At 73.2% G+C, this 15,353-nt stretch carries 14 protein-coding genes; 11 read left to right on the top strand and 3 right to left on the bottom strand.

The window, feature by feature from the left end; all coding sequences use genetic code 11:
- Window positions 1-372: 372 nt before the first annotated feature.
- On the bottom strand, window positions 373-1,827 hold the full coding sequence (locus tag ACZ7N4_RS24295) for an MFS transporter (protein WP_471361211.1): 1,455 nt from the start codon (window positions 1,825-1,827) through the stop codon (window positions 373-375).
- 130 nt (window positions 1,828-1,957) lie between these two features.
- Here ACZ7N4_RS24295 and ACZ7N4_RS24290 point away from each other — a divergent pair, with 130 nt between their 5' ends.
- From ACZ7N4_RS24290 to ACZ7N4_RS24280, 3 genes are read left to right on the top strand one after another with little or no spacing between them, the layout of a single operon-like run.
- Window positions 1,958-2,962, top strand: a complete 1,005-nt coding sequence (locus ACZ7N4_RS24290; protein ID WP_471361209.1) for a LysR family transcriptional regulator — start codon at window positions 1,958-1,960, stop codon at window positions 2,960-2,962.
- A 35-nt stretch (window positions 2,963-2,997) separates the two neighbouring features.
- On the top strand, window positions 2,998-3,888 hold the full coding sequence (locus tag ACZ7N4_RS24285; RefSeq protein WP_471361206.1) for a DUF817 domain-containing protein: 891 nt from the start codon (window positions 2,998-3,000) through the stop codon (window positions 3,886-3,888).
- Window positions 3,889-3,892: 4 nt separating this feature from the next.
- Window positions 3,893-4,297 (top strand): VOC family protein, encoded by a 405-nt coding sequence (locus tag ACZ7N4_RS24280; protein WP_471361203.1) that lies wholly within the window; start codon window positions 3,893-3,895, stop codon window positions 4,295-4,297.
- On the opposite strand, the gene ACZ7N4_RS24275 is transcribed toward ACZ7N4_RS24280, so the two are convergent.
- Both ACZ7N4_RS24275 and ACZ7N4_RS24270 read right to left on the bottom strand, forming a co-directional pair.
- Entirely contained in the window at window positions 4,277-4,966 is a 690-nt protein-coding gene (locus tag ACZ7N4_RS24275) for a helix-turn-helix domain-containing protein (RefSeq protein ID WP_471361201.1), read from the bottom strand. The genes ACZ7N4_RS24280 and ACZ7N4_RS24275 overlap by 21 nt on opposite strands.
- Before the next feature lie 557 nt (window positions 4,967-5,523).
- A complete protein-coding gene (locus tag ACZ7N4_RS24270; RefSeq protein WP_471361199.1) occupies window positions 5,524-6,837 on the bottom strand; it encodes a YihY/virulence factor BrkB family protein in 1,314 nt (437 codons plus the stop codon).
- A gap of 140 nt (window positions 6,838-6,977) precedes the next feature.
- Between ACZ7N4_RS24270 and ACZ7N4_RS24265 the strand changes: the two genes are divergently transcribed.
- From ACZ7N4_RS24265 to ACZ7N4_RS24230, 8 genes are all read left to right on the top strand, one after another.
- A complete protein-coding gene (locus ACZ7N4_RS24265; protein WP_471361196.1) occupies window positions 6,978-8,612 on the top strand; it encodes an acyl-CoA dehydrogenase family protein in 1,635 nt (544 codons plus the stop codon).
- A 341-nt stretch (window positions 8,613-8,953) separates the two neighbouring features.
- On the top strand, window positions 8,954-10,237 hold the full coding sequence (locus tag ACZ7N4_RS24260) for a GAF domain-containing protein (protein WP_471361193.1): 1,284 nt from the start codon (window positions 8,954-8,956) through the stop codon (window positions 10,235-10,237).
- 167 nt (window positions 10,238-10,404) lie between these two features.
- A complete protein-coding gene (locus tag ACZ7N4_RS24255; RefSeq protein ID WP_471361191.1) occupies window positions 10,405-11,739 on the top strand; it encodes a hypothetical protein in 1,335 nt (444 codons plus the stop codon).
- A 121-nt stretch (window positions 11,740-11,860) separates the two neighbouring features.
- Window positions 11,861-12,433 (top strand): GNAT family N-acetyltransferase, encoded by a 573-nt coding sequence (locus tag ACZ7N4_RS24250; protein WP_471361189.1) that lies wholly within the window; start codon window positions 11,861-11,863, stop codon window positions 12,431-12,433.
- Window positions 12,434-12,560: 127 nt separating this feature from the next.
- Complete coding sequence (locus ACZ7N4_RS24245) at window positions 12,561-12,644, top strand: putative leader peptide (protein ID WP_310739661.1); 84 nt, start codon at window positions 12,561-12,563, stop codon at window positions 12,642-12,644.
- Window positions 12,645-12,767: 123 nt separating this feature from the next.
- Window positions 12,768-14,465 carry a nitrite/sulfite reductase gene (locus ACZ7N4_RS24240; RefSeq protein WP_471361186.1) on the top strand — a complete coding sequence of 566 codons (1,698 nt, stop codon included), beginning with the start codon at window positions 12,768-12,770 and terminating at the stop codon, window positions 14,463-14,465.
- Window positions 14,462-14,644 (top strand): hypothetical protein, encoded by a 183-nt coding sequence (locus ACZ7N4_RS24235; RefSeq protein ID WP_471361183.1) that lies wholly within the window; start codon window positions 14,462-14,464, stop codon window positions 14,642-14,644. Before ACZ7N4_RS24240 ends, ACZ7N4_RS24235 begins: the two co-directional genes overlap by 4 nt.
- Window positions 14,641-15,351 carry a phosphoadenylyl-sulfate reductase gene (locus ACZ7N4_RS24230; RefSeq protein ID WP_471361181.1) on the top strand — a complete coding sequence of 237 codons (711 nt, stop codon included), beginning with the start codon at window positions 14,641-14,643 and terminating at the stop codon, window positions 15,349-15,351. Before ACZ7N4_RS24235 ends, ACZ7N4_RS24230 begins: the two co-directional genes overlap by 4 nt.
- Window positions 15,352-15,353 lie beyond the last annotated feature (2 nt).

Here is a 15,353-nt window from a genome sequence, read left to right as displayed (position 1 = left end):
TCGTCTGACCTCCTCGGCGATGCACGCCATTCCGCCACTGCCGGAGCATCTCCCCCCAACCATGCCCGCGGCCGGGGCGTCACGGTCGCGCACCTCGCCCGGCGGACCGGGGTCACCCTCGGCACCCGGCGGGACGCGCCGGGGACTGGGACGCTCGGTCACCTGGTGGACCTGGGCGGTCGGGGCCACCCGGAGATCCCCGGACCCGATCCGGACCGGCCCGCGCACGCGGCCCCCGGCCCTTCACCGTCGCCTCCCGGACGGACCGGTCGCCTCCGGCCGAGTGCCGGACCCGCCTGCCGTCCGGGAGCCTCCGGCCGCCGGACGTGGTTCCGCGGCTCCGAGCCGCGTCCCACCTCGCCGAACGAGAGCTCAGGGGGCGGCGGGAAGTTCGTCGGCGGTGCGGTCGGCGGGTGCGCCCGACGCGGCGACCGTGACCGCCGGCCGGCCGCGCAGTCCGAAGACACCGATCAGCGCGGCGAGCAGGGCCGCGGCGAGCGGAACCCACAGGGCCGCCCGGTAACCGTCGAGCAGCGCGGCCGGTGACGACGACGCGGTGGCCGACACATTGACGGCGGTCGCCGTGGAGAGGCCGATCGCGGCGCCGAACTGGAAAGAGGTGTAGAGCAGTCCGCCGGCCAGGCCCTGCTCCTCCTCATCGACGCCCTCGGTGGCGACGATGGTGAGAGGGCCGTAGGCGAGGGAGAAGGCGATGCCGAGGGTGAGCAGGCCGGGAAGCATCGCCAGGTACGTCCAGTCGGCCCCGAGCGGCAGGAACAGGGCGTACGACAGCGAGGCCAGAAGCAGTCCGGCGAAGATCACCCGTGCGTTGCCGAAGCGGTTCACCAGCCTCGGGGTGAGGACCGGGGAGAGGATCGCGTCGACACCGATGACGATCATCGCGAAGCTGGTCTGCACCGTCGACCAGTCCCGCAGTTCCCGAAGGTAGAGGACGACCAGGAACTGGAAGCCGAAGAAGCCCGCCGCGAAGAGCAGTCCGACGAGGTTGGCGCGGACCAGGGCGCCGCTGCGGAAGATGCCGAGCCGGACCAGCGGGGATGCCGAGCGGCGCTCCACGGCGACGAACGCGGCGAGGAGGACGAGGCCCGCGCCCAGTGTCCCGAGGGTCCACGGCAGGCTTGTGTGGCCGGCGCGCTCCACGCCGAGGACGAGCAGGATCACGGCCGCGGTGATGGTGAGACCGCCGGCCAGGTCGACACTCCGGCCGGCGCGGTCGGGACGCGGCGCCCCGGGCACGAGGACGAGCGCCGCGAGGAGGATCAGCGCGGCGAGCACGACCGGTGCGAAGAACACCCAGCGCCAGTCGACCGAGGTGAGCAGCCCGCCGACGACCAGGCCCACCGAGAACCCGCCGGCCGCGGTGCCCGAGTAGAGGAGCAGGGCCTTGTTGCGCTGCGGGCCCTCCTCGAAGCCGGTGGTGATGAGGGAGAGGCCCGCCGGGGCCATGAAGGCGGCGGCGACTCCGGTGACGAACCGGGCGACGATCAGCATCCAGCCCTCCGTGGCGAATCCGCCCAGCCCGGAGAAGAACAGGAAGACCGAGAGCCAGAGGACGAACATCCGGCGGCGCCCGAAGAGGTCGGCGGCGCGTCCTCCCACCAGCATGAAGCCGCCGTATCCGAGGACGTACGCGCTCATGACCCACTGCAGGGCGCCGGTGGACAGACCGAGGTCGGCCCGGATGGACGGCAGGGCCACATTGAGCATGGCCACATCGATGCCCTCCAGGAAGATCGCGCCGCACAGGACGAACAGGACCCCCCAGTCGCGTGTGCTCAGGGCGGCCGTCGGTTTCCGTGAACTCATGTCGGTTCCTCGCAGGTCTGGGGACGTTGTCGGCTCGACCACCTTCGATCGGACGCGGAGAAGGAACAACGGCGAAGATCGCAACGTTCGTTCAGTTACGCTTACCGATCCGAGGGACCCGGGGACGTCGATGGAACGCGATGAACTGGAATGCTTCCTCCTGCTCGCCGAGGAGCTGCACTTCGGGCGGACGGCCGAGCGCATGAGGCTGTCCCGGGCCCGGGTGAGCCAGCTCGTGCAGCGCCTCGAACGCCGCGTCGGCGCCCCGCTGTTCATCCGGACCAGTCGCCGCGTCGCCCTCTCCTCGCTCGGCCGGCAGTTGCGCGCCGACCTGGAGCCGCACCACCGCGCGATCGAGGCCGCCCTGGAGCGGGCCGCCGCCACCGCGCGCGGCATCGACACCGTGCTGCACGTCGGCTTCTCGAACCCGCTGACCGGCGAGATCGTGATGAAGACGACCGAGGTGCTGCGCGTCAGCCGCCCCGGGCTCGCCGTGGAGATCTGCGAGGTGCCGCTCGCCGACCCGTACGGGCAGCTGCGCAAGGGCGAGTTCGACCTCCAGATCACCGAACTCCCCGTACGGGAGGCGGATCTCGTCGAGGGTCCGGCGCTGCTCGCGGAGGCACGCGTCCTCGCGGTCGGCTCGGCGCATCCACTCGCCGCCCGGGACTCGGTGTCGCTCGAGGACCTGGCCGGCGTACCGCTGCTCACGATCACCGGCAACGTTCCCGACCACCGGCTCGAACACCACGCCCCCGCTCGCACACCGAGCGGCCGGCCCATCGCCCGCGGCCCCGGCATCACCAACATGCAGGAGGCGTTGATGCTGGTCGCCGCCGGCAGGGGCGCGATGCTCACACCCGCGCACACGGCCCTGTACCACGCCCGCCCCGGTGTCGCCTACGTTCCCTTCGCGGACGCGGAGCCGACCGGCTACGGCCTGGTGTGGCGGGCCGGACACACCACCGGCGCCCTCCAGGCCTTCGCCGGAGCCGCCCGCGAGATCGCCCGGACCATGGCGCGGCAGCCTCCGCGACCCGTGGCTCCCGGGACCGCGTCCACGGCGCACGGCCACCCGGACCCGGCCACGCCGGCACCGCACCCGGTGTTTGAACATGTTCAATTCCATGCCTAGGATCAGCCCCCTCGCTGTCGCACGAAGGAGGGGGCATGCGCGACGAGCAGTGGTCCGCCGTGGGCGGGCTCCGGCACGGGGCGGCCCAACTGGTCCGGTTCGGCGTGGTCCAGGTCCGCGCCTGCGCCTTCGCCGGGGCGCTGCTGGCCGGGATCGGCGCCTCCCGGCTGCTGCCCCCGCTGCCCGTGGCGCGCTACGACCTGGTCCTGGTGTACGGCGTCCTGCTCACCCTCGTCGCCCGCCGGGTCGGCTGGGAGACCCGGCGGGACACCGCCGTGATCGCCGTCTGTCATGTGCTGGGCCTCCTGTTCGAGCTGGTCAAGGTGCGTCTGGGATCCTGGAGCTACCCGGAGGACGCCCTCACGAAGATCGCCGGGGTGCCGCTGTACGGCGGCTTCATGTACGCCGCGGTCGCCGGTTACGTCTGCCGGGCCCGACGGCTGATGCGACTGCGCTACACCCGCTACCGCGCCGCCGCCACGACACTGGTGGCCGCCGCCGTCTACCTCAACTTCTTCACCCACCACTGGATACCGGACCTGCGCTGGCCGCTCGCGGCGGCGATGACCGCCGCGACCGCCGGGACCTGGGTGGGCTTCAGCGTGGGCGCCCACCGCTACCGCATGCCACTCGCCGTCTCCTTCGTCCTGATCGGTTTCTTCCTGTGGATCGCCGAGAACGCCGCGACGTACGCGGGCGCCTGGAGCTACCCGCAGCAGCTCGGCGGCTGGCAGCCGGTGCCGCTGACCAAGTTCGGCGCCTGGTCCCTGCTGATCAGCGTGACCTTCGTACTCGTCGAGCGTCTCGGGGCCTCCCGGCCCGGACCGCCGCGCCGGGCGCCCCGGATCCGGGCGGTGGCCGCCGCCGCGGGTGTTCCCGGTGTCCGATTCCTTCAAGACCGGCTGACCGGCCGCCGCCTACGGTGACCGCATGACCGTACGATTCGCCGTGACCGGCCTGGTGGCCTCCGACCTGGCCGCCTCGCTCGCCTTCTACCGCCGCCTCGGACTGGTCTTCCCCGAAGGAGCCGAGGACCAGCCGCATGTCGAGGCCGCACTGCCGGGCGGGCTGGTGCTCGCCCTGGACACCGAGGAGACCATCCGCTCCTGCCTGCCCGACTGGCAGCCGCCCGCCGGCGGAGGACGGGTCTCGCTCGCCTTCCGCTGCGACTCCCCCGCCGAGGTCGACACCCGGTACGAGGAGCTGGTGGCCGCCGGCCACCACGGGGAACTGAAGCCCTGGGACGCCTTCTGGGGCCAGCGGTACGCCGTCCTGCACGACCCCGACGGCAACGAGGTCGCCCTCCTCGCCCCGCTACCCGTCCGAGGCGAGTAGCTCCCCGAGCGGCATCCCCGCCAGCTGCCGCAGCTCCCGCGCCAGATGGGGCTGGTCCGCATAGCCGGCGCGGACGGCCGTCTCCGCGTACGGCGTCCCGGAGCGGGCCAGGGTCAGCGCCCGCCGGAGACGCAGGATGCGGGCCAGGGTCTTCGGGCCGTAGCCGAACGCGGTCAGGCAGCGGCGGTGCAGGCGGCGCTCACCGAGGCCCAGTTCCGCGGCCGTCGCGGCCACCGGGCGGCCCTCGCCCAGGCACTCCACCAGCCGGCGCAGTACCGGGTCCGGGGGCCCGGCCTCCGCCGCCCGGTCGAGGGCGATGTCCTCCAGCGCGCCCACCGGGTCGGGAGCCGCCGCGATCCGGTCGCACAGCCTCCGGACCCGGGCCGCTGGCCAGAGGTCCGCCAACTCCACCCTGAGGTCACGCAGTTCGTGCGCCGGAACGCCGAGCAGCGCGGGCGCGGTCCCGGGGAGGAAACGGACGCCGGCCCAGGAACGGGCCGGGCCCTCGGGGGCGTAGGGGCGGGTGTCGGGCCCCGCGACCAGCAGTCGGCCCTCGCTCCAGAGCAGGTCCATGCAGCCGTCGGGCAGCACGGGCCGCACACCGGGGCCGGTCGGGGAGTTCGTCCACACGACGGCGCCGGCCAGCCGGGACGCCCGCTCCGCGTACACGGGACCCAGCGTACGTCGCCGACGGTGCCCCTGTGCGGCGTCCCCGCGCAGCCCGGTCGGCGCACCACGGACGGCGAGAACGCCCGGCGCGGCCGACGCCGGAGCCGTGGGCAGGACTGACGCCGGGGCTCGGGGCCAGTACCGAGGCCCGTTCCCGGGCCGGGGGGCCGACGGGGCCCGCCCGTGCCGAGGCTGAATCCGTCGCCGGGGCCGACGCCGCGGCCGGTGCCGATGCCGGTGGCGGGTCCGACGCCGGGGCTCCGGACAGTGGGAGGGCGTTCCCCGGCCCCGTCAGTCCCATGCGCTCCACCATGTCCGCTGCCTCCCCGCCGCTCCCTGAGCCGTGACGCCTGTGCCATCACGCTAGGCGCGGCACCGCGTCCGGCGGATCGGCGCAGGGGTGGAGCCCGGGGCGGACATCCCGGGGACAAGCACAGCCGCCTTCTCCACCGCGGGGTCGACGCCCGAGGCACCCAGGGTGGAGACGGAGACCGCCGCGAGGAACCGGAGACCGCCGGGAGGAGCCGGAGACCGCCGCGAGGAACCGGGACCGCCGCTCAGGAAGGGCTGTCGCTGCCGCCACGGCCATCATGGCCCCCGTGGCCGCCAAAGGCACCGTGGCCGCCGTGGTCACCGTATCCGCCGAAGCTCCCGTGGCCGCCACGGTCATCGTGTCCGCCGTACCCCCCGTGGCCGCCATCCTCACCGTGTCCGCCATGGCCTCCGTGCCCCCCGCCGCCCTTGTGGGCGTGGTGGGGGTTCTTCGCATGGGTGCGCAGGCGGGCCGTCACGTCCTCCGGGGGGAGGAAGCGGGACCAGCGCTCGGGGAACTCGGAGGGCATGTCCGGGTCGTCGGGATCGTCGGGGTCGGCCTCGCGGGCCGCCGCGGCGCGGGCGACGTACTCGGCGACCTGCGCGTGCCGCACCCGCTCGTTGGCCTCGCGCGCCGCGGCCGTGGCCGCGGCGGGCCAGACCCGGTCGATGGCCGCGTTCACCGCCGCGCCGACGAGCACCGCGAAGGCGGACACGCCGATCCACAGCAGCACGGCGACGGCGGCGGCGAGGGAGCCGTAGATGGTGGCGCCCTCGATGGAGTGCGTGAGGTAGATGCGCAGCAGGAAGCTGCCCAGCACCCACATGGCGAGGGCGACCAGGGCGCCCGGCACGTCCTCGATCCACGGGGAGCGGACCGGCACCGACACGTGGTACAGCGTCGTCAGGAAGACGATGGACAGGACGATCACGACCGGCCAGTACAGCACCTGGACGACCGTCTCCGACCAGGGCACGAACCGGACCACCGCGTCCGGCCCCGCCACCATCAGCGGCAGCGCCACCGAGCCGATCAGCAGGGCCACGATGAACAGCAGGAACGCCATGATCCGGGTCTTGACGATGCCCCGGACGCCGTCCAGGCCGTACATGACGGTGATGGTGTCGATGAAGACGTTCACGGCGCGCGAACCCGACCACAGGGCGAACAGGAAGCCGATGGAGATGACGTCGGGCCGGCCGCCCTTCATCACGTCGTCCAGGATCGGCTCGGCGATCTCCTTGACGCCCTTGTCGGAGAGCACCGTGCGGGACGCCTCCAGCAGGTTGGTCTCCAGGCTGTGGATGGTGTCGGCGCCGGTCCAGTCGTCGACGTAGCCGAGCAGTCCGATCAGGCTCAGCAACAGCGGCGGCACGGACAGCAGCGTGAAGAACGCCGCCTCGGCCGCCAGGCCCAGGATGCGGTACTCCATGCAGGAGTTGACGGTGTCCTTGAGCAACAGCCAGGCGGTCCTGCGCTTGGATACGTTCCGGTAGAGGGCTCTGGCCCGGTGGAGCCGACCGGCCGGCTGCTCGGGGATGTCACTTGCTGGCTGCACGTCCTAACGGTATCCGCCGCACGGGGCCGCCCTCACCTTCCGGGCCCGGTCGACGGTTCTCCGCCCCGGGTCGGCCGCGCTGTGCCACTCTGGAGGCCGTCACTGCCATCATCGCCGCCGTCCCGGGTAGGTTCCCAGTCATGGCAGGCACCTCCACCCACACCGTGACGAACCAGCCGCCCCCGCTGGTCGGCTACGACGTCTTCGCCGCCGACCGGGCCCTCGTGGAGGCCGTCGACCGGTACACCGGCCCGGACGTCCTGGACGAGGTGCGCGGCGAGCTGTCGGCGCTCGGCCGGGCCGCCGGATCGGCACAGCTGCAGGAGTGGGCGGTACAGGCGAACGACTGCCCGCCCCGGTTGCGCAGCCACGACCGGTACGGCCACCGGACCGACGAGGTCGAGTTCCACCCCGCCTGGCACCGGCTGCTCGGCAAGGGCGTCTCGGCCGGCCTGACCGGCGCCTGGACGCGGCCCTCCGGGCACGTGCGCCGGGCGGCCGGGTTCCTGGTCTGGGCGCAGGTCGAGGCGGGCACCTGCTGCCCGCTGTCGATGACGCACGCGGCCGTGCCCGCACTGCGCGCCGACCCGGAGCTGGCCGCCGAGTGGGAGCCCCGGCTGACGTCCACGGTCTACGACCGGGAGCTGCGGCCCGCCGGCCAGAAGCCCGGCGCGCTGTTCGGGATGGGCATGACCGAGAAACAGGGCGGCAGCGACGTCCGCGCGAACACCACCGGCGCACGGCCCCTCGCGGAATCCGGGACGTACGCGCTCACCGGGCACAAGTGGTTCTGCTCGGCGCCCATGTCGGACGCCTTCCTGGTGCTCGCGCAGGCGCCGGACGGGCTCACCTGCTTCCTGGTCCCGCGGGTCCTGCCCGACGGCGGCCGCAACACCTTCCTGATCCAGCGGCTGAAGGACAAACTGGGCAACCGTGCGAACGCCTCGGCCGAGGTGGAGTTCGACGGCACCTGGGCGCGCCGGGTCGGTGAGGAGGGGCACGGGGTGCGCACGATCATCGGGATGGTCGCCGCGACCCGGCTGGACTGCGCGCTCGGCTCGGCGGGCCTGATGCGACAGGCGGTGGCGCAGGCCGTGCACCACTGCACGTACCGGGAGGCCTTCGGCGGGAAGCTGGTCGACAAGCCGCTGATGCGCAACGTCCTCGCCGACCTCGCGCTGGAGTCCGAGGCGGCGACCGCGCTCGCGCTGCGGCTGGCCGCCGCGTACGACGACGGGGGCGAGCAGGAGCGGGCGTTCCTGCGGCTCGCGGTGCCCGCCGCCAAGTACTGGATCACCAAGCGCTGTGCCCCGGTGGCCGTGGAGGCCGCCGAGTGCCTGGGCGGCAACGGGTACGTGGAGGACTCCGGCCTGCCCCGGCTGGTGCGGGAGTCGCCGCTGAACTCCATCTGGGAGGGTGCCGGGAACGTACAGGCGCTGGACGTGCTGCGGGCCCTGCAGCGGGAACCGGGTGCGCTGGACGCCTGCCTCACCGAGATCGGCCGGGCCCACGGCGCCGACCACCGGCTGGACCGTGCGGTGAAGGACCTGTTCACCGAACTCGCCGACCTGGAGGGCATCGAGGGCCGGGCCCGGCGTCTGGTGGAGCGGCTGGCCCTCGCCCTCCAGGGCTCCCTCCTGGTACGGCACGCGCCCCCGGAGGTCGCCGACGCCTTCTGCGCCTCCCGCCTGGGCGGCGATCACGGAGCGTCGTTCGGCACACTGCCGGCGGGGCTGGACCTGGAGTCGGTGGTGGGCCGGGCAAGGCCGGTCTGACCGCCCTCGGGCACCCGCGCACTCCTGGGCGCACGCCCCGGCCCCGCACTCCGGGCCGCACGCCCGGGCCGCGCACCCGACGGTTCCCCGGAGGGAGGGGGTGATGCTGCGCCGACACGGCACCACCCCCCACCGCCTGGGTCAAGTCTCAGCCACCCCGCGGCGGTCCACCAGGGTTGCAGGGGGTTGCAACTTATGGGGGCACGTGCGCGGAGTCTGTGCCTCCGCCATGTCCGGAGCGGCAGTATGAGGGGCACAGCCGGACCGGATTCCGCCGCCCGGACGGCTTGACAAGTGTGTTCGACGCCCTTTCCGGGAGGACCGCAGTGGGGAACCCGCCGATGAACGTGGCGCGCCTGGCCGCCCTGGACGCGGCACAGGCGGCGCGGTTGCTGAGCGAAATGCGCGAGGCCGCACTCTCCGGACGACGTGCGCGGATCGCGCCCCGGCCGGTGATCGAGCAGTCGTGGGGGCGGGTGCTGCGCAGCGGCGTCGACCCGGAACGCGACGTCCGCTCGGGGTTGTTGCCGTCCGAGGAGGTGCGGCGCAGGCGGGAGGAGTCGCCGCTGCGGCACGTCCTGCCGGTGCTGCGGGAGGGTCTGCTTTCGGTCGCGGACGTCGCCCAGCACATCATGGTCGTGGCGGACGCCGACGGGCGCGTGCTGTGGCGGGAGGGGGCGGCCGCGGTGCTGCGCAAGGCCGACGGGCTCGGTTTTGAACTCGGCGCGGACTGGCGGGAAGACGTCGTCGGCACCAACGGGGTGGGCACCCCGGCGGTGGTGCGGCGGCCGGTCCAGGTGTTCGCCGGCGAGCACTTCGTACGGTCGCAGACCGCCTGGACGTGTACGGGGGCGCCGATCACCGATCCGCGGGACGGCCGGCTGCTCGGTGTGGTGGATCTCAGCGGTCCGCTGGAGAGCATGCACCCGGCCACCCTGGCCTGGGTGGACTCGGTGGCCAAGCTGGCCGAGGCCCGGCTGCGCGAGCTGCACCTGGCCTCGCTGGAGCGGCTGCGGGCGGTGGCGGCGCCGGTGCTGGCCCGGCTGGCCGGGCGGGCGCTGGTGGTGGACCGGGACGGCTGGTCGGCGGCCGTGACCGGAATGCCGTACGTACGCAGGGTGACGCTGCCGAAGTCCCTGGCCCCGGGCCGCCGGTGGCTGCCCTCGCTCGGGTCGTGCGCGGTGGAGCCGCTGGCCGGCGGCTGGTTGCTGCGGGCGGAGGACGAGCCGCGGGCGGGTACCGTCCGCCGGGTCGTGCTGGACCTCGCCCGGCCGGGGCGCTGCACGGTGGCGGTCGAGGAGTCGGAGGTCTCCTGGTCCCGGGAACTGAGCCCGCGCCACGCGGAGTTGCTGTTCCTGCTCGCCGAGCACCGCGCCGGGCGCGGGGCTGCGGAGCTGGCCGAGGACCTGTTCGGTGATCCATCCCGGACCGTCACCGTACGGGCGGAAATGTCCAGGATCCGGCGGTATCTGGGGGAGCTCCTCCAGCATCGGCCGTATCGTTTCAGCGAGGATGCGGAAGTCGCGATTGTTCTCCCGGACGATCCACGTGACCTGCTCATGCAGTCGACGGCACCGGCGGTGGCCCGGAAACGGAATGCGGAGAACGGCGGCCGGCGCGGGTAGCCGCCGAGCGGGCCGGCACGGCCCCGCCCGCGCGTCTTCCGCCCATCTGCGGGGTCTTGGCCCTGCCCGGCCCGTTCCTGCCGTAGCATCCGGTACGGGCCCCCCACCTGCTCCTCGCGTCAACGTACGGATCACGAGGCGCAGTTGGCCCGCCGTCTGGAGGAGAGATGAAGCATCGCGGCAGACACCGCAGGCGCAGGCGGGGCGCGGCACTGCGCGCCGTCCTGACCGGTACCGCGCTGGCGCTCACCGCCGCCGCCACGCTGATCAGCGTCTCCCAGGCCGACGTCACCGAGAACCCGGGCGCGCTGAAGCCGCTGACCTCCCCGGCCGACACCGGTCCCCTCCGACTCCAGGAACACCTGGTGCCGGCCCGCGCGCTGGACCGGCTCACCGCCGCGATGGGCCGCCCGGTCGGTGTGGACGCCGTCCTGCGGAGCTCCGACCGCGGCCTGCGCGAGGCCGCCGACTGCTCCTCGGGCGACCGCGCCTCCCTGCCCGTCGCACCGGCCGCCGCCCGCGCCTACTGCTGGGACCCGGCCGACACCTCCGGTGACGCCTGGCGGCCGGCCTCGGTGACCACCTCCGGGGCCGCCGGCCACGACGGCGTCCGGGACACCCACCGCGTCCTCCTCGCCGGCTGGACCCACAGCACCACCGCCGGCCGCCCCGCCGAGCGCGGCCTCGCCCGGGTCGCCTTCGTCGACGCCGGCGACCCCGGGCACCTCGCCTACCGCTGGGTGCTGCTGGTGGTACCGGTCGACGGCGGCCGGGACTACCGGGGCCTGGCCTCCGGCGTCTCGGGCATGGTCTGGTACGAGGACAAGCTGCTGGTCACCACCACGGCGGGCGGCGCCGACGCGCTCTACGTCTACGACCTCGACCGCATCCAGCGCACCACGGTCGACGGACCCGCGATCGGACGGGTGCCCGGCGGCTGGTCCGCGGACGGCTACCGCTACGTACTGCCCGCCGTCGGCTCGTACCGCTATACGGACGGCCGCTGCACCCCCGCCGGCCCGCCCTGCCCCGGGGCGCTCGCCCTCGACCGCGGCACGGCGCCCGACAGCCTGGTCGCCGCGGAGTGGACCGAGCCCGGCGCCGACCGGCACGCCCGGCTGTGGAGGTACGCGTTCAGCGCCGATCCGGCGCGCCCGGGGTTGCTCGCCACCGACGCCCGGGGACGGGTGGACGCGGTGGAGGCGTTCCGGACCCGGGCGGGCGGCATCCGGGGCGTGCTGTCGCACCGGCCGGCCGGGGCGGACCGGGCGTCCTGGTATGTGGGACGGCTGCCCGAGTCGCGGGACGGACACGGCGGGCTGTGGCGACAGGACACCGGGGGAGCCCGGCCGGCCCGGTGCGGCGCCGACGCCTCGGACCGCTGCTGGGCGCGGGAGGCGGGTTCCCTCTCCTCCTGGCCGGCGACCGGCGAGGTGTGGTCGCTGTCCGACCGGATGCTCTTCGCACTGCCGCTGGCCGACCTCGACCGCTCCCTGGACTGACCACGCGCGCCCGGACCGAAGCGCGGCGGGCCCGGGTCTCGTCGCGGGAGGCTCAGGCCGCCCGGTCCCCGCCCCCGGGAGCCGATCGACAGACCGGCCCGCGGGATGGTTCCCTGGCCGCATGAGCAGCGTCCCTGTCACCACCTGGTCCCTGGAGCAGACCTCCCCGGCCGACCTCCTGCCCGCCGCCGCGCCCGACGGCGAGGTCCGCATCGTCCGCGCCGAGGTGCCCTCCCCCGAGTTCAGCCGGTTCCTGTACGCCTCGGTCGGCGGCGACATCCGCTGGACCGACCGGCTGGGCTGGACGTACGCGCGGTGGCAGGAGTACCTGGAGCGGCCCGGTGTGGAGACCTGGGTGGCCTACGACCGCGGCACCCCGGCCGGCTACGTCGAGTTGGAGCCGCAGGACGAGGGGGTGGTCGAGATCGTCTACTTCGGGCTGATCCCCGCCTTCCGCGGCGGGCGCATCGGCGGTCATCTGCTGGCGCAGGGCACGGCCCGCGCCTGGGACCTGGCCGAGCGGTGGCCGGGGCGGACGCCGACCAAGCGGGTGTGGCTGCACACGTGCAGCAAGGACGGCGAGTTCGCGATGGACAACTACCAGCGGCGCGGCTTCAAGCTGTTCGACACCAAGGTGGAGCCGGAGCCGGACGTGGCCACGCCGGGGCCGTGGCCCGGTGCATACCCCGTCTGACCTGCCGGGACAAGCCTTCCGGCAGCGCATGTGAGCGACGACACCCTTGTCCCATTCTTCGGGACAAGGGTGTCCGCATGATGGACGAAGCTGGACTGTGTCCAGATCGCCGTGACACGCTGCCGTCATGCCTGGAACTGGAATTGCCTTGGTGAGTCGGCGGCACGTCGACCTCGGCCGCATGTCCAGCGCCATTTGTCCGGCGAGCTGACGCACCAGCACCGCCGCGAACCCCGCATTCCCCTTTCCTTGCGCAAGGACGCGCACGCCTGCCCGCGTGCGCGCGTCCGTGCAGGTCAGACCTGACTCCCACCGGTCCGAAGGACGTAGAACCATGGCCGCCACCCCACAGAATCCCGCCGCCTCCGCGCCGCGCCGCAAGGTGAGCCGTCACCGCGGCGAGGGCCAGTGGGCCGCCGGCCACTTCACGCCCCTCAACGGCAACGAGCAGTTCAAGAAGGACGACGACGGTCTCAATGTGCGGACACGTATTGAGACGATCTACTCCAAGCGGGGCTTCGACTCGATCGACCCCAACGACCTGCGCGGTCGGATGCGCTGGTGGGGGCTGTACACCCAGCGCAAGCCCGGGATCGACGGCGGCAAGACCGCGATCCTGGAGCCCGAGGAGCTGGACGACAGCTACTTCATGCTGCGCGTCCGGATCGACGGTGGGGCCCTGACGACGCGGCAGCTGCGGGTGATCGGTGAGATCTCGCAGGAGTTCGCGCGCGGCACGGCGGACATCACCGACCGGCAGAACGTCCAGTACCACTGGATCCGGATCGAGGACGTGCCCGAGATCTGGGACCGGCTGGAGGGTGTCGGCCTGTCCACGGTGACCGCCTGCGGTGACACCCCGCGCGTGATGATCGGCTCCCCGGTTGCGGGCATCGCCGAGGACGAGATCATCGACGCCACGCCGGCGCTGGAGGAGATGAAGCGCCGGGTCCTGAACAACAAGGCGTACTCGAACCTCCCCCGGAAGTTCAAGACGGCCATCTCGGGTTCGCCGCTGCTGGACGTCGTGCACGAGATCAACGACGTCGCGTTCGTCGGCGTGCGCCACCCCGAGCACGGGCCGGGTTTCGACGTGTGGGTGGGCGGCGGCCTGTCCACCAACCCCAAGCTGGGCGTGCGGCTCGGCGCGTGGGTGCCGATCGACGAGGTCCCCGACGTCTACGAGGGCGTCGTCTCGATCTTCCGTGACTACGGCTACCGCCGGCTGCGCAACCGCGCCCGGCTGAAGTTCCTCGTCGCGGACTGGGGCGCGGAGAAGTTCCGGCAGGTGCTGGAGGACGAGTACCTGCGGCGCGGGCTGGTCGACGGGCCCGCCCCGGAGCAGCCGGTACAGCAGTGGCGCGACCACATCGGTGTGCACCGGCAGAAGGACGGCCGGTTCTACGTCGGGTTCGCCCCGCGCGTCGGACGGGTCGACGGGGCGACGCTGACGAAGGTCGCCGACCTCGCCGAGGCGCACGGCTCGGGCCGGGTCCGCACCACCGTCGAGCAAAAGATGATCATTCTCGACGTCGAGCAGGACCAGGTCGACTCGCTGGTGGAGGGCCTGGAGGCGCTGGACCTCACCGCCCGGCCGTCCTCCTTCCGGCGCGGCACCATGGCCTGCACCGGCATCGAGTTCTGCAAGCTCGCCATCGTGGAGACCAAGCAGCGCGGTTCGCAGCTGATCGACGAACTGGAGCGGCGCCTGCCGGACTTCGACGAGCCGATCACCATCAACCTCAACGGCTGCCCGAACGCCTGCGCCCGTATCCAGGTCGCGGACATCGGTCTCAAGGGCCAGCTGGTCCTCGACGACCAGGGCCGGCAGGTCGAGGGCTACCAGGTGCACCTCGGCGGCGCGCTCGGCCTGGAGCCCGGCTTCGGCCGCAAGGTGCGCGGTCTGAAGGTGACATCGGAGGAACTGCCCGACTACATCGAGCGGGTGCTGAAGCGGTTCCAGGAGGAGCGCGAGGACGGCGAACGGTTCGCGACCTGGGCCTCCCGGGCCTCCGAGGAGGCCTTGTCATGAGCGAGCGCGCCGCACCTTTCCACTGCCCCTACTGCGGCGACGAGGACCTGCGTCCGAGCGACGAGGGCCACGGCGCCTGGGAATGCGGGGCGTGCAACCGCGCATTCCGGCTGAAGTTCCTCGGGCTGCTGGCCCGGGGCCTTCGGCGAGCCGACGACGGAGGGGACGACCGGATATGACGACCGCTCAGGAAGAGCGAACGACCGACGAGTTGAAGGCGCTCGCCGAACAGGCGGGCCGTGACCTGGAGGACGCGTCCGCGCTGGAGATCCTCCAGTGGGCCGTGGACACCTTCGGCGCGAGGTTCTGCGTCACCTCCTCCATGGAGGACGCCGTGGTCGCCCACCTCGCCTCGCGCGTGCTGAAGGGCGTCGACGTCGTGTTCCTCGACACCGGCTACCACTTCCCGGAGACCATCGGCACCCGGGACGCCGTGGAGGCCGTGATGGACGTCAACGTCATCACCCTCACCCCCCGGCAGACGGTCGCCGAGCAGGACGCGGAGTACGGCCCGAAGCTGCACGACCGCGACCCCGACCTGTGCTGCGCGCTGCGCAAGGTGCGGCCCCTGGAAGAGGGACTGAAGGGCTACCAGGCGTGGGCGACGGGCCTGCGCCGCGACGAGTCCCCGACCCGGGCGAACACCCCGGTCGTCGGCTGGGACGAGAAGCGGCGGAAGGTCAAGATCTCGCCGATCGCCCGCTGGACCCAGGACGACGTGGACGCGTACGTCACCGAACACGGCGTGCTCACCAACCCCTTGCTGATGGACGGCTACGCCTCCGTCGGCTGCGCCCCCTGCACCCGCCGGGTCCTGGAGGGCGAGGACGCGCGGGCCGGCCGCTGGGCGGGCCGCGCCAAGACCGAGTGCGGGCTGCACGGATGACG

Source organism: Streptomyces sp. NPDC107654 (assembly GCF_055639035.1).
Note: the sequence above shows the minus strand (reverse complement) of the source record. Positions and strands in the feature narration are given on the sequence as shown.